12 protein-coding genes and 1 tRNA gene are annotated in these 14,424 nt (G+C 51.6%); 4 read left to right on the forward strand and 9 right to left on the reverse strand.

All coding sequences use genetic code 11. The annotated features are described in order from the left end of the window. Positions 1-246: 246 nt before the first annotated feature. From TH25_RS01350 to TH25_RS01370, 5 genes are all read right to left on the reverse strand, one after another. Positions 247-1,548: a bifunctional folylpolyglutamate synthase/dihydrofolate synthase gene (locus TH25_RS01350; protein WP_258548980.1), complete on the reverse strand. Its 1,302-nt coding sequence runs from the start codon at positions 1,546-1,548 to the stop codon at positions 247-249. An 8-nt stretch (positions 1,549-1,556) separates the two neighbouring features. Continuing rightward, the gene (accD, locus tag TH25_RS01355; RefSeq protein ID WP_114086620.1) at positions 1,557-2,489 is read right to left on the reverse strand and encodes an acetyl-CoA carboxylase, carboxyltransferase subunit beta; all 933 of its coding nucleotides are present in this window, start codon (positions 2,487-2,489) and stop codon (positions 1,557-1,559) included. Positions 2,490-2,540: 51 nt separating this feature from the next. Then, on the reverse strand, positions 2,541-3,389 hold the full coding sequence (gene trpA / locus TH25_RS01360; protein ID WP_114086621.1) for a tryptophan synthase subunit alpha: 849 nt from the start codon (positions 3,387-3,389) through the stop codon (positions 2,541-2,543). After that, positions 3,386-4,609, reverse strand: a complete 1,224-nt coding sequence (trpB, locus tag TH25_RS01365) for a tryptophan synthase subunit beta (RefSeq protein WP_114086622.1) — start codon at positions 4,607-4,609, stop codon at positions 3,386-3,388. The genes trpA and trpB overlap by 4 nt, the downstream gene beginning before the upstream one ends. 127 nt (positions 4,610-4,736) lie before the next feature. Beyond that, entirely contained in the window at positions 4,737-4,913 is a 177-nt protein-coding gene (locus TH25_RS01370; RefSeq protein ID WP_073955172.1) for a zinc-finger domain-containing protein, read from the reverse strand. 135 nt (positions 4,914-5,048) lie between these two features. Here TH25_RS01370 and TH25_RS01375 point away from each other — a divergent pair, with 135 nt between their 5' ends. The 4 genes from TH25_RS01375 to TH25_RS01390 all read left to right on the forward strand — a co-directional run bounded on the left by TH25_RS01375 (position 5,049) and on the right by TH25_RS01390 (position 9,597). After that, entirely contained in the window at positions 5,049-6,023 is a 975-nt protein-coding gene (locus TH25_RS01375) for an ABC transporter ATP-binding protein (RefSeq protein ID WP_114086623.1), read from the forward strand. Between the two features lie 221 nt (positions 6,024-6,244). Further along, on the forward strand, positions 6,245-7,300 hold the full coding sequence (locus TH25_RS01380; protein WP_258548981.1) for an alpha/beta hydrolase: 1,056 nt from the start codon (positions 6,245-6,247) through the stop codon (positions 7,298-7,300). 138 nt (positions 7,301-7,438) lie between these two features. Beyond that, positions 7,439-9,175 carry an adenylate/guanylate cyclase domain-containing protein gene (locus tag TH25_RS01385; RefSeq protein WP_114086624.1) on the forward strand — a complete coding sequence of 579 codons (1,737 nt, stop codon included), beginning with the start codon at positions 7,439-7,441 and terminating at the stop codon, positions 9,173-9,175. Between the two features lie 345 nt (positions 9,176-9,520). Next, a tRNA-Arg gene (locus tag TH25_RS01390) sits at positions 9,521-9,597 on the forward strand. Positions 9,598-10,062: 465 nt separating this feature from the next. Here TH25_RS01390 and TH25_RS01400 read toward each other — a convergent pair. The 4 genes from TH25_RS01400 to TH25_RS01415 are packed head-to-tail and all read right to left on the reverse strand — an operon-like array spanning position 10,063 to position 14,224. After that, positions 10,063-11,166: a glycosyltransferase family 4 protein gene (locus TH25_RS01400; protein WP_114086626.1), complete on the reverse strand. Its 1,104-nt coding sequence runs from the start codon at positions 11,164-11,166 to the stop codon at positions 10,063-10,065. After that, positions 11,166-12,284, reverse strand: coding sequence for a glycosyltransferase family 4 protein (locus TH25_RS01405; protein WP_258548982.1), 1,119 nt, complete (start codon positions 12,282-12,284; stop codon positions 11,166-11,168). The genes TH25_RS01400 and TH25_RS01405 overlap by 1 nt, the downstream gene beginning before the upstream one ends. A 3-nt stretch (positions 12,285-12,287) precedes the next feature. Further along, entirely contained in the window at positions 12,288-13,241 is a 954-nt protein-coding gene (locus TH25_RS01410; RefSeq protein WP_114086627.1) for a glycosyltransferase, read from the reverse strand. After that, the gene (locus TH25_RS01415) at positions 13,238-14,224 is read right to left on the reverse strand and encodes a glycosyltransferase family 2 protein (RefSeq protein ID WP_114086628.1); all 987 of its coding nucleotides are present in this window, start codon (positions 14,222-14,224) and stop codon (positions 13,238-13,240) included. The genes TH25_RS01410 and TH25_RS01415 overlap by 4 nt, the downstream gene beginning before the upstream one ends. Between the last annotated feature and the right edge of the window lie 200 nt (positions 14,225-14,424).

Below are 14,424 nucleotides of genomic sequence, written 5' to 3' on the forward strand. Positions count from 1 at the left end.
CCACAAGGCCGGCCCTTGACCATATGTCCGGATTTAATTTTGGCGTGCCTAGAGGTTTATCGATGAAATGACGGTTTTTAAATGTAAAATTAAACCGCTATTATTTTCTTGTTAAATTTGAAATTAATATAATGAAAGGGTGTGTTTTAAGCGCAGCAAAGCAGGGGGATTTATAAAAAATTCCCCGGAAATTTATTTTTGCAAATCAGGGTTGCCATAAACAGGATTGTTGGAAAAAGCTGACTTTCAGGCGTTTTCCGCCAGAACAAGCCCTGCCAGATAGAGAGACCCCAAAATCAGAAACCGGCGAGCCTGCGGATGGGTATGGCACAGGGTTTCGATGGCGTGGGTTGTCCCCGAACAGGCCGTGGCGGGAATGTTGAGTGCGGTGGCGGCATCTGCCAGGGTTTGCGGCACATGGGCCTGATGTTCACCGGGAATATCCACAGCCGCCAGACCGGAAACAAAAGGCGCAAGCGGACGTAAAAAGGCCAATGGGTCGCGGTTGTTAAGCATACCCATGACGACCACCGTATCCCCTCTGGCGGGTGTACGTTCCAGCCATTTGGCAATAACATCGGCGGCAGCAATATTGTGGCCGCCATCGACATAGAGTTCCGCTTCTTCGGGCAGAAGGTCGATCAGCGGGCCCTGTTCAAGGCGCTGAAGGCGGGCGGGCCAGCGGGCGCTTTTGAGGCCCGCAGAAATCGTTTCGGTATCAATATCATTGCCATTTGCCGCCTTGATACCGGCTGTGCGCACGGCAACGGTGGCGACCATCGCATTGACATATTGGTGGCGGCCCGGCAGGGCCGGGGCGGGCAGGCGCAGGGCTTCGTCATTAATATGAATGTCAAAACCGTCGTCATCTTCGGCGGTGATGGCGAAATTGGTGACGAGGGGGGTATCAATTTTGCTGGCGTGACGTACCAGCACATCAAAGGCGGGCAGCATTTGCGGGGCAACAACACAGGGAATGCCCGTTTTCATGATGCCGGCCTTTTGGAAGGCGATTTTTTCCACCGTGTCGCCCAGAAAAGCCTGGTGGTCGATCGAGATCGGGGTGATGACACTCAGCGCCGGATTGGACAGCACATTGGTGGCGTCATAACGCCCGCCCAGCCCGGTTTCGAGCAACAGGACATCCGCTTCCACCCGTGAATAGGCCAGGAAAGCGGCCGCCTGGGTGATTTCAAAATAGGTGATTTGGGCGCCATCATTGATGCGTTCGACTTCTTCGAGCAAATCGCAGAGATCGTCCTCGCTGATTTGCTGCCCTGCCAGAACAATGCGTTCATGGAAAGTGACAAGATGCGGCGAGGTCGAGGTATGGACCCGAAGACCCGCTGCCTCGTAGATGGCGCGCAAATAGGCAAGGGTTGATCCCTTGCCATTTGTCCCGGCAATATGAATGACAGGCGGAAGTTTAAGGTGCGGGTTGCCCAGTTTTTGCAGCAATGTGGCAATACGGCCCAGGGATAAGTCAATTATCTTGGGATGAAGCAGGCCGAGCCGGCCCAGAATGGCACTGCTTCTTGGTGTGGGCACCTGCATCTTCAGTCAGCTTTTTCCGCAGTTGTGGTTTTCTTTTTGTCGTCGGCTTTTTTATCGTTCTTGATCGGCACCACGGAAGCGCCGGGTTTGGGACGACGGATCATGTCGATCAGGCGACCAAAGGTTGCGTTAAGTTCGCTGCGCGGCACCACCATATCAACCATGCCATGTTCCAGCAGATATTCAGCCGTCTGGAAGTTATCCGGCAGTTTTTCGCGAATGGTGTTTTCGATCACGCGGCGCCCGGCAAAGCCGATTTGTGCGCCCGGTTCGGCAACCTGAATATCGCCCAGCATGGCAAAGGAGGCCGAAACACCCCCGGTGGTCGGATCGGTCAGCAGAACGAAATAGGGCAGGCCCTTTTCCTTGACCTTTTCAATCGCGGCGGTGGTGCGCGCCATTTGCATCAGCGACAGAATACCTTCCTGCATGCGGGCCCCGCCCGATGCCGGAACGATAATGAGGGCGGCGTCCTGCACCACGGCCAGTTCGGCTGCGGCAACAATGCCTTCGCCAACCGCCATGCCCATTGACCCGGCCATAAAGGAAAAGTCAAATACGGCAATAACGGTGTCATGGCCGCCAACGGTGCCATGCGCAACGGCCAGGGCATCCTTGAAGTCGGCCTTGGCCTGGGCGGTCTTCAGGCGGTCGGTATATTTTTTCTGATCGCGAAAACGCAGCGGATCAACCGGGACGGAGGGCAGTTCGATGGTCTGGAATTTGCCGCTGTCAAACATCAGCTCCAGACGGTTGCGCGCGGAAATCCGCATATGGTGGCCGCAATGCTGACAGACATGGTTGTTCTTCGCGAGATCGCGATGAAAAATCATCTGTTCGCAGGACGGGCATTTGTGCCAGAGATTTTCGGGCACATCGCTGCGGCGAACCAGTTTCTGAATTTTGGGTCGGACGAATTCAGTCAGCCACGACATATCGGATATTGATCCTCGGTTTTGCCTATATCGGTCTTGCGGCGGGCAACATTATTTGCGGGCGTTGCGCACGCCGTCGGCCAGTTCACGTACCAGACCAGTGACCACACGGGCGGTGTTATCGGTGGCCTTGCCGTTTTCGTCAAGGCTTTCTGCGATTTTTGATACAATCGCCGAGCCAACAACAGCGGCATCGGCCTCTCGCGCGACGTCGGCGGCCTGGGCAGGCGTTTTGATACCAAAACCAACCGCGATGGGCAAATCGGTATGGCGCCGCAGGCGGGCCATGGCCTCGACAATTTGCTCATTGGTGGCCGAACCGGCCCCGGTCACACCGGCAACCGACACATAATAAACAAAGCCGCTGGTGTTCTGAACCAGCTTGGGCAGGCGTTTGTCATCGGATGTCGGGGTGGTCAGACGAATGAAGCTCAGTCCCTTATTGTTGGTGGGAATGCACAATTCGTCATCTTCTTCGGGCGGCAGGTCCACCACGATCAGGCCATCGACACCGGCATTGCGGGCATCTTCCAGAAACTCGTTCACCCCGTAAATAAAGATGGGGTTGTAATAGCCCATCAGGATGATCGGGGTTTCGTGGTCCTGATCGCGAAAGCCGCGTACCAGCGAAAGTGTTTTGCGCATGTGCATGCCCGCAGCAAGGGCGCGGTTCGAGGCCTCCTGAATCGCGGGGCCATCGGCCATCGGGTCGGTAAAGGGCATGCCCAGTTCGATGATGTCGGCACCGGCCCCGGGCAGGGATTTCAGAATTTCAAACGATGTTTCCGGGTCCGGGTCGCCCGCCGTTACGAAGGTAACAAGACCGGCACGATCTTCCGCGCGCAGTTTTTCAAACCGTTTGGCGATGCGGTCCTGGCCGCCGATGATTGCGTCACTCACAGTTTGACTCCCAGTGCTTCAGCCACGGTAAAGATGTCCTTGTCGCCGCGTCCGCTCAGGCACATCAGAATGATCTGGTCTTTGTTCATTTTGGGCGCGGTTTTCATAATTTGCGCAATGGCATGGCTGCATTCCAGGGCGGGAATGATGCCTTCCTTTTCCGAACACAGAGTAAAGGCATCCAGGGCTTCCTTGTCCGTGATTGAGACATAGGTGGCCCGGCCAATATCCTTCAGCCAGGAATGTTCCGGCCCGATGCCGGGATAATCCAGCCCTGCGGAAATCGAGTCGGCTTCCTTGATCTGGCCGTCATCATCCATCAATAGATAGGTGCGGTTGCCATGCAGAACCCCCGGGCGGCCTGCGCTCAGGCTGGCGGCATGGTGGCCGGTATGAACACCGTGGCCTGCGGCCTCGACACCGGTAATGGCAACATCCTTGTCATCCAGGAAGGGATGAAACAGGCCCATCGCATTTGACCCGCCACCAACAGCGGCAATGACTTCATCGGGCAGGCGGCCTTCGGCGTCCAAAATTTGTGCGCGGGCCTCGTTGCCGATCACGCACTGGAAATCACGCACCAGTTCCGGGTAGGGGTGCGGGCCTGCAACCGTGCCGATGATGTAAAAAGTATCGGCAACGTTCGTAACCCAGTCACGCAGGGCTTCGTTCATTGCGTCCTTGAGCGAGCGGGAACCCGATGTGACCGGTTTGACCTCGGCGCCGAGCAAACGCATGCGGAACACGTTGGGCGACTGACGTTCGATGTCTTTCGCACCCATATAGATCGTGCAGGGCAGGCCAAAACGGGCGCAAACCGTGGCGGTTGCCACTCCATGCTGCCCGGCACCGGTTTCGGCGATGATGCGGGTTTTGCCCATACGTTTTGCCAGCAAAATTTGCCCGATGCAGTTATTGATTTTGTGCGCGCCGGTATGGTTCAGGTCTTCGCGCTTGAAATAGATTTTGGCCCCGCCCAGATGGTTGGTCAGGCCTTCGGCGAAATAAAGCGGGTTGGGACGCCCGACATAATATTTCAGGAAGTAATCCATTTCCTTGCGGAATTCGGGGTCTTCCTTGGCATCCTTGTAGGCTTGCTCCAGCTCCAGGATCAGCGGCATCAGGGTTTCGGCAACAAAGCGACCGCCAAAGTTGCCAAAATGTCCGTCAGGGTCGGGCATGGAGCGAAAACTGTTTACGGAAGTCGGAGCAGACGTCATGGAAAGTCCCCGGTTTGGGCCGCAGTATGAGGGCTGCGACGGGTAAGGCAGGCAAATGAAGGTAACACCGTATTGTCTACGCAGTCAGGCGTGGGTTGGATGACCGGCCCGTTGCGGACGGGCGACCTTAGTGGTCGGCGTGAGCCAGCTCTTTGTCAAAGATATATTTCTTGGAGCAATAGGGGCAAACAACTTCGCCCTTTTCTTCAAGATTGAGATAAACGGTCGGATGACCAAGGTGGCCTTTGCCACCATCGCAGGCGATATTCAGGCTGCCAACTTTGATTTCTTCGCTGATCTTCATATATCAAGTTCCCAGTTTGCGGCGATATTGACCCCGGTTTGACCGGGATGATACCCATAACGCATATTCAATCAACACTTCCGCATCGGTTTAGCGCAATTGCGCCATGTGGAAAAGAGCGGAGATCATTCATTTATGAATGCCATGCCTGATTATGCCATCGAGGTTGAAGGACTGACCAAGATCTATAAAAGTGCCCAGGGGGAAAAGCTCGCCCTTGATAATGTATCGCTGAAAATTCCCCGTGGCTCGTTTTTTGCCCTGTTGGGGCCAAACGGGGCGGGAAAATCGACCTTTATCAACATTTTATCCGGTTTGGTGACGAAAACTGGCGGTTCGGCCAAAATCTGGAATTATGATATTGTCGATCAAATGCGCCAGGCGCGCTGTTCGATTGGTATCGTGCCGCAGGAATTGAACCTGGATGCCTTTTTTACCCCGCGCCAGGCGATGGAATTGCAGGCCGGGCTGTATGGCGTGCCCAAATCCGAACGGCGCACCGAAGAAATTCTGAATGCGATTGGCCTGCTGGACAAGGCGGATTCGTATGCCCGTTCGCTGTCGGGCGGAATGCGTCGTCGTCTGTTGGTGGGCAAGGCAATGGTGCATAATCCGCCGGTTCTGGTGCTTGATGAACCCACCGCCGGGGTGGATATTGAACTGCGCCAGCAATTGTGGGCTTACGTCAAGGAACTGAACAAGGCGGGTGTGACGATTGTTCTGACGACCCATTATCTGGAAGAGGCCGAAGAGCTGTGTGATGAAATTGCCATCATCAACAAAGGCAGGGTCATTGCCCATGAAGACAAGAAAACCCTGTTGCGCCGCATTGATCACAAGGCCCTGGTGCTGACCGTGAAGGGCACCCTGAATGCGGTGCCCGATGCTCTGGCCCCGTGGGGGGCGGAGCAGAAAGGTGAAAACCAGATTGCCCTGCATTATCGCCCCAGTGAAAACAGCATGTCCGATATTTTGCATGCCATTCAGACCAGCGGTCTTGAGATCAATGATCTTTCGACCGATGAAGGCGATCTGGAAGATATTTTCCTGATGCTGACGCGCGAGAACAACAAATCACTGGCTGAAGGCACGTCCGGTCAGGCGGCCTGATACGGTGAGATGCGTTTGTAAAAAACGGACATATTGATGTTGTGCATCCCTCCCGGCGGGAACTGTTTCCCTGCCGGGAGTTTTGTTTTGCCGGATATTTTACGGTGGTTATGATCCGGGATTGGAAATAAAGCCCCTAAAACCGGTAGCAGGAGAACAGGCAGGTGGGCTGGAAACGAAATCTGCGATGCCAGCGGCGAAACGGCATAGGTCAGTATTTGGTGCGGTTTGCGATTCTGCCAGTTGGGTTGCTGGTCGCCGCCTGTGCGCCGACCCTTGAGGCGGCGGATGACCCGGTGGCAACGGTTTCGTTTGTTGCGTCTTCGGGTGTTTCGGATGCGTCTGGTGACGTGAAGACATCTGGACATCTTCTGAACAGCACGAATAAAGATTATCAGACCGCCGATGGTACCTTGCTGGCCCTGCAACGCTGGCTGCCTGGCAAGGCAACAGAGGATCGTCGGCAGGCCGAACCCAGGGCGGTGATCCTGGCGTTGCATGGCTTTGGCGATTATGCCAATGGCCTGGATGAAGCCGGGCAGATTTTGCGCCAGCACGGTATTGCGGTTTATGCCTATGACCAGCGTGGTTTTGGCCGTTCGCCCACCCGTGGTTTTTGGCCGGGAACGGCAACATTGGTGCAGGATGCCAGCGACGCGCTGGGGCTGTTGCACCACAAATATCCGGGGCGACCGGTGTATCTGGCCGGGGTTTCGATGGGTGCGGCGGTGGCAACGGTAACGGCGGCAACGCGCCCTTATTTGATGGATGGGGTGATTCTGGTGTCGCCTGCGGTGTGGGACCGTGACGACATGCCGTGGTATCAGACGCTGCCCCTGTCGGTTTTGTCGTACAGTTTGCCGTGGTTGCCGGTATCGGGCCGGGGGCTGGATATTTGGCCGTCGGATAATATTGAAATGTTGCGCCGACTGGCCCGTGATCCGAATATGTTATCGTCGGTCAGGGTTGATATGGTGGCCGGGCTTGCCAATTTGATGGATGAGGCCCGCAAACGTGCCAGCGACGTGCAGGTGCCTGCATTGATCATGATGGGGCGGCATGACCAGGTTATTCCGCCGGACGTGATGGCGGCCTTTGCCCGTGATGTTGCGGAACATGACAAAGATGGTGACGTTGATAAGGGATCGGCAACAATTTGTGTGTATGACAAGGGATATCACATGCTGCTGCGCGATTTGAACGGGCCCCGTGTGATTGCCGATATGGCGGCGTGGGTAAAAGGTGGCACGGATTCAAAACCGGCTGATTGCCGGTAACGGATTGCTTTTTGACCGCAGAGCCATGATCAGGTAACATTTTGAAGCGTTTGAAAAATAAGGGCTGACAGGCCATTGGGCGGCATTTTGGGATGCGGTTGTGATGGGTCAGTCCATTGCGGAAGGATCAGGGCCGGTATGCTGCGGACCGTTCGAGCAAAGTTTGTGGGGGTCGCGGCGTTTTTTGTCGTTTGCCTGACCATTGGAACCGGTTTCTCCGTTATTCAGTCGCTGGGCATTAATGGGGATCTTGAGGCGGTGTCGCGCTATGTAACGCCGGTAAAGGATGCCCTTTCCGATGTGCGCGCCCGCCAGCTTGAACAGATTGCCCTGCTGGACCGCTATATGCGGGTGGTGGAAAGCGAGGGTGCTGATGCCTCTTTGCTCAGTGGCCTCGAGATTGAGATCAAGGCCAAGCAAACCCAGATTGAACAGGCCTTTCGCAAGGCTTTTACCTCGGCCGCACTGGGGCGGGCGCAGGCCAGTTCGCATTTTGACCAGGGTGTTTTGCTTAATCTTGATGTGCGGATGCGCGAATTTGCCGATATTTCGTCCCAGTTCAATATCGGGATGGAAAAGCTGCTGGATGCGGTGCATGAAGGCAATATTGCCACCGCCCAGCGCCAGGAAAATGTCGTGCGCGGTATTCACCGCAACATTGTTCTGAATTTGCGCAGCGAGATTTTGCGCCTTGAACGCTATGTTGCCGAGACGGTTGAGGCCGTTTCGATGCGCGAGGATTTCCTGATCCAGGCGGAATTCATCATGATGCTGATTGCGGCGGTGGCGGGGCTTGGCATTGCCTATTACCTTGGCATTGGTGTGGCCCGCACGGTGAATGACACCACCAAGGCAATCAACAATGTGCAGTCTGGCCAGCTTGATACCAGCCTGGATTTCAAGGGGCAGGGCGATTTTTCCGCGCTGGCCAATGCCTTTAACCGCATGACGCGCGAGTTGCGGGTGCGCTTTCGCATGCGCGAACGGTTTGGCAAATATGTGGATCCCAAGGTTCTGAACAATCTGCTGTCGCAGGAAACCGCGCTTGAAACCTCGCAAAAGCGGGTGATGACGGTCAGTGTGGTTAACCTTACCGGCTTTGACTGGCTGGCGGAACATACCGCGCCGGAAAAACTGGTGGATTTTCTGAATGACTATCTGACCGCGATGACAGAGCCGATTTCCGGCCATAGTGGCATTATCGACAATTTTATCGGCGACCGGGTGATGGGCTTTTGGGGCCCGCCTTTTTGCAATGAAAAAAGCCACGCGATGCACGCCTGCAAGGCGGCACTGGAGCAGATGGCGCGCTTTAACGCGCTTAAAACCAAATATGCCGATTTGATTGGCGATCATGGCCTTGATATTCGTATTGGCATTGCCACGGGAGAGGTGGTTGTCGGCTCGATCGGGACTGATAAATCGCGGGCTTATACGGTGGTCGGCGATTGCGTGAACTATGCCCACCGGCTTGAAAAGGCCAACCGCATTTATGGCACACGCATTCTGGCCTCGAACGAGACGGCCAGCCTGGCGTCATCGGATGTCGAAATGCGCGATCTGGACCATGTGGTGCTGCTGGGCACGGAAAAGGTGGTTTATCTTTACGAGGTGCTGGCTGAAAACGGGCAGCTAAGTGACGAACGCCGGGAATGGCGCAAGGATTATGAAACGGCGATGGGTTTTTATCGCGAGGGGGCCTTTGAGGAGGCGACGCCGCTGTTTGAAAAGGTGCTGGATTTCAACAATGGTGACTTTGCCGCCCAGTTGATGATCAATCGCATGGAACGCCTGCGTCGCCGTGAACAGGACCGTGAATGGAACGGCACCTGGGTGGTGCGCGATCCTTATGAACGGCGGGATGTTGAAAGCTGATGTGATGATATGATGTCGCGGCTTAGCGGGTATTGAGCCGGCGTCGGCGTGACGATAATGATGTGTTGTGCCGAGCTTTCCGTACAATGTCGTTCCATTGCAGTTCTGCTATGGTCAAAAGTCGACACCCCCGGTTTTCGCCGTGTCACTATGTGTGCTTGTGCTGCGGATCAGGAGAGGTTGATTGCCTGGCATGAGGCCAGGGCGGGCTTCTGACTTTTGATAATCTGTGCGGTGGATCGTCCTTGACGGGTTATTGTGCGAAAACCTGTCAAAAACCCTTGCCCGCACGGCGCAAAACCTGTATCACCCAAACCGCTTGGTGAGCTTTCACCAATGCCCTGCGCACCCGTAGCTCAGCTGGATAGAGCGTTGCCCTCCGAAGGCAAAGGCCACAGGTTCGAATCCTGTCGGGTGCGCCATTTTCCCCATGCACATCTCCGAAAAACCAACTGATTTCATTGATGAAAATCGCCCAAATAGCGATGTTGGTGCGACGCATGGTAGAGCAGTTTTTAGGTCAAAGCTTGGTCTATACCTTTCGAAAGAGGGGTATTTTCTATTTTTCTTATCGAGTGCATGCTGGCATAAAATTAAAATACGCCTTTAAGTGCATCTTCCTTAAGCTTATAACTCGGCCAGAAAGCGAATATAAAGCGCACATGGATGATTTCTAGTGAGTTAGAGATTTATTTGGACGATTTTTGTTGGGGAGATCTGCTAGGGTGTTTTAAGGTTGGGTTTTAAGATATTAATGATCTTAAAAAATGGGATATTCCTTAACCTGTCGCCTGATGCTGGTATGTGTCATTAAGGAATCTTATTTTAAGTATAATTAAAAATATTGTATCGTGAAAATTATGGCGAAATTAGTTTTGCGAGGTTTTTTATTTCTCTTTTCTCGTCGATTCATATATTAATTTTTCCAATCGAGCGCCTATTGTCTTTATGTTGAATTTTTCCAAAACATCATCTTTTGCTGATTCGCCTAGTTTTTTCCTAAATTCATCGTTTTTTATTAAATTTCTTAAGCTTGCTGCTAGTGTTTCTGGAGTCATAGGGCCAGATGCAAGAAGACCGGTTTTACTATTTTGAATAAGGCTGTTAACTCCAGGGCAATCGGCGAAGGCTACACAGGGTATTCCCGCGGACATGGCTTCGACCAATACGATTCCAAAACTTTCGTAACGTGAAGCTAGGGCAAAAATTTGAGCCTTTTGAAGCTCGGGTTCTACAGGATGAGTTATGCCAGGCATTGCCACTCGTGATTCGAGTTTCAGCTCTTTGACTCGATGAAGTAGGCGAGGACGAAGAGGTCCATCACCTAAAATCCTTAGATCCCACTGAGGGTTTTCGTCTGCTATACTTGCAAAAGCTTCCAAAAGTACTTGATGGCCTTTTGATTCGTCAAATCGACCGATAGATATAATTCTTTTTTTTCGTTGGAAAAAAGGAACAAATGACTGAGATTTTGTATTAACTGGATTGGATATAACAGTCATTTTTTTTCTTATAGATGCAGGGTATTCTGCGCGAACAGATTCCATAGGAATGGTTATGTGGCGCAAAAAAGGAAGTGCTATCCAATAAAGAAGTCTTTCAATTGGTCGGTTTTTATAATGTTCAATGCTTGTATGTTCGCAGGCAATGACGGGTATTCCGCTACCGACTAAAGCCAAAGAAACAGGTATAAAGCTGCTATGCATAAAAGCAAGAACTACATCAGGTTTGTATTGAATTATTTTTTTTCTTAATTCTATTGTGCGGCGTATTAGAACTATTGCATTGGAAGGTTCGTGTGGGTCTCCTATACCCATGCTAATGCGTTCAATTTTTGGTGGGAAGGGGTAAAATGGTTCCTGTCCAATAGCGTCAGAAGTTAATGATATTACCGTGTGTTTACTATTAAGATATGTGGCAATTTCACAGAAAACATTTTCTGCGCCTCCAACTGCTTGATGGAGGCCCTTTATCACCATCATTATTTTCATCACTTAGGCCTTTTTGCCAAATCTGTGAAAAGCTTCTGCCATCTATCAAATATATGAGAGGCTTCGTAGTTTTTCACAGATTCAATAGCCATCTTTCCCATGTCTTGGAGCATATCAGGAGAGACAATCATGCGCTGCATTGCGTCTGCGAAAGCTGCCTCTGTAGATGTAACGAGTAAACCATTATAGCCATCTTGAAGCAGTTCATTGACGCCAGATGTAGATTGTAATCCAATTGCAGGAATTCCATGGCTCAGGGCCTCAACCAGCGCATTTGGGAAGCCCTCCCACAGAGATGGGAAAGCCAGAAAAGCACTTTTTTCGTACCAATCTGATACGTTTTTCACCGAGCCAGCGAAGATTACTTGATCTGTTAGTTTAAGTTCATCTGCAAGTTTACGTAATTCCGAAGCTGCTTCGCCGTCGCCCACCAGAGCCAGCGTCCAATCGGGGTTTTTGTTAGCTATCAATGCAAATGCGCGGAGCAGGAAGGTTTGGTTTTTTTGGTAAGACAATCGTCCCATGCTAAGGATTAGCTGTTTGGGTGCAGCCTGACTATTGATATGGGGTGACTTTAAGGGCTGCCATACCGGATTTGGAATAGAGACGATACGTTTGCGCAAGAATGCTGGGTATTTCATACGGTAGCTTTCTAGTTGTACCGTAATGCAGTCTGATGTTGCCAAAAATAAATTCGACCTGCGGCGAAGCCGTTTGCCATGTTGAATGTGGTCAAATAAGTCTGGAGAGTTACGTTCTGCTGCAATGATTGGGATTTTCGTTCCCAGCAATGCAGTTTTTGTGGCGATGAAGGCCCCGACTTGAAAAGCAATGGTTACATCAGGTTTGAAGTTTTTGATTAAGCTCCGAATACGGATTTGCCGGCGCAAACGTAAGCGCCACCCTGCTGCTTTGTCAGGATGGCCCATATCCAGTTGCATCCATTCAATTTGGGGGGCCAGATCGTAATGTGCTTCAGCGTTTTTCTCATCCCAAGTGAGCAGACCTACTTTGAAGCCCCGTTTGACCATCTCGTTCATCATCGCCGTTGCCATGCGTTCAACGCCGCCAGCCATACGATGAAAATTACGGCAGACGAATAAAACAGAGATAGACATTTTTCACGCTTTCATTCGATGTTCGTGAATAAAACGAGCTAGCGCCGTTCGGGAGAAGTGACGCATGGTACGGAGCGGATGTGTAAAGAGTAATTGAATTAGAATACTTGCTGCGGCTGCGGGCCGACCGCTGAAATGTCTAAAGCGAAGCTCTGCCCAGCGCCGCATGTAGGTATAATCTCGATTTTTTAGCAAGTATTTTTTATTCTTTTCCAGGAGGTACAGAAAGCTCTCGTGTTCGTGTCGTGCAGTTTTGTCTGAACCTTGGGACGCATATTGTGTTAATACATTTTCAGAGACGCCTATGAAGTGACCTCCGCAAAGAGCAAGCCTGATAGCAAAATCGGCATCTTCCTGCCGGCGCATGTTTTCGTCAAATTTTCCGACCTTTTGGAAGATCGTTTTGCGGGCCATCAGGGAGCAGGTCGGAGTACCTCCGCCATAAAAAATGCCGCTACGATAGCGTGCACATAATAAATAGTCGGCCAACTCTGTTCCAACCGGTCCCGGCCCTCTTGATCCAATAGCTTTGATAGGCATTTCATAGCCATTGTCGTAAATTCTTTGACCAGAAGCATAGCAGGCGATCAAGTCTGTTTCTATGGTCTGCTCGTATGTAATGATTCGCGTATATTGGAGGCGAAGCCGGTCTTTCCGACTGACGTCATCGTCGTCGAAAAAGGCGATAAAATCGCCTTTTGATTCGTTAAGAAGTGTGTTGCGTGCCGCGGCACATCCTTTGTTTTCAGGATGTTCTATTATTCGAAGCCGATAATCTTGTGCTGCCCTTTGTCGCAGTATCTTTTGACTGCCATCATGAGAAAAATCATCGACTACTAAAACCTCAAAGTTTTCCCAGTCTTGATTTAATGCACTGTCTAAGGCGCGATCTATTGTTTTCGCTGCATTGAAGCATGTCATTCCGATGGTAATCAGAGGAACTGGCTGGGGTGTCATGGCGATTCCGCTATATTATGCGCATTGTGCCAACGTTTCTGTTGCCGTCGGGTTTTGGAGGCTGGCAGGGACCAAAGTAATTTTTGTACCGTTTTTAATGGGTATCGAATACCGATTAAAGCGAGTTTTCTCAATAGGGCGGCCTTCTGACCTTTTAGATGAAGTAAGCGAGCATCTTGCCATAGTTCAAAGAACCCTAGCCAGCCGTGAAGAGCAAGAAATTCGCGGTGTTTGTGTAGCAGTGCAACATAGGCTTCATGTTCGGCTTCCAGGCGCTTTTCAGTGCCAGGAGTTATTAACTGTTGCACTAATGCTTCGTCTACACCTGCAAAAGCGCCCCCTGCCAACGCAAGTCGGATTGCAAAGTCAGTATCCTCGGCTCGGCGTAGTTTTTCGTCGAAGCACCCCAGTCGCTGATAAACCGTCTTGCGTCCTAATTGTGAGCATGTTGCGCACGAGCCAATGACATTGGGCGTTACGCGGCCAAGAAGAATTCGTTCAACGACAGCATCACCTGAAGGTATTTCGCCAGTCTGTCCGCCCATTGTTTGCTCATAGTGTATCACCCCATTGGGATAAATCTGTTGGCGTGCAGAATGACAAATTGCCAAGTCTTTGCCGATAAAAGCTTCTGCTTCTGCGAGTCTCGCCATCTGTATTGAAATACGTTGTGGCTGACTAATGTCGTCATCGTCGAAGAATGCAATAAATTCGCCGTTAGCAGCATCTATAAGGCGATTGCGACAAGATGCCACGCCAAGATTCTCTTGGTTTTGTAAGACGCGAATTGGCGGGTTTTTTTTGTTGTTCTGAATGAATTCTTCTATCGCACTAAGGGTGTCGTCAGTTGATGCGTCATCAATTACAAGCACTTCCAAGGCTGGCCAGTCCTGCGAGGCTGCTGAACTGAGCGCTGAAGTAATGGTTTGCGCTGCATTAAAACTGCAGATCGCGGCTGTTACCATTGGCGTTGAAAGTGTCATCGACGTATTTTACCTGGGTGAAGCTTTAATAAAAATGAGTAACTGGTGCGCAGCGTATCAGATCATCCTGGACGGTAAACATTTTGTCTTGTCTACGAAAGTTCTTTTAAGTTGAGGAACTGGTTCTTTGTGTGTCTTATGCTTCTGAAGAGGGCCGGTAGATCTGTGCTTCAGTTGGTTATGGAAAAGGGCCAATGTTA

Origin of the sequence: Thalassospira profundimaris, from assembly GCF_003326755.1 — a bacterium.
In the GTDB taxonomy this organism is placed as follows: domain Bacteria; phylum Pseudomonadota; class Alphaproteobacteria; order Rhodospirillales; family Thalassospiraceae; genus Thalassospira; species Thalassospira profundimaris_B.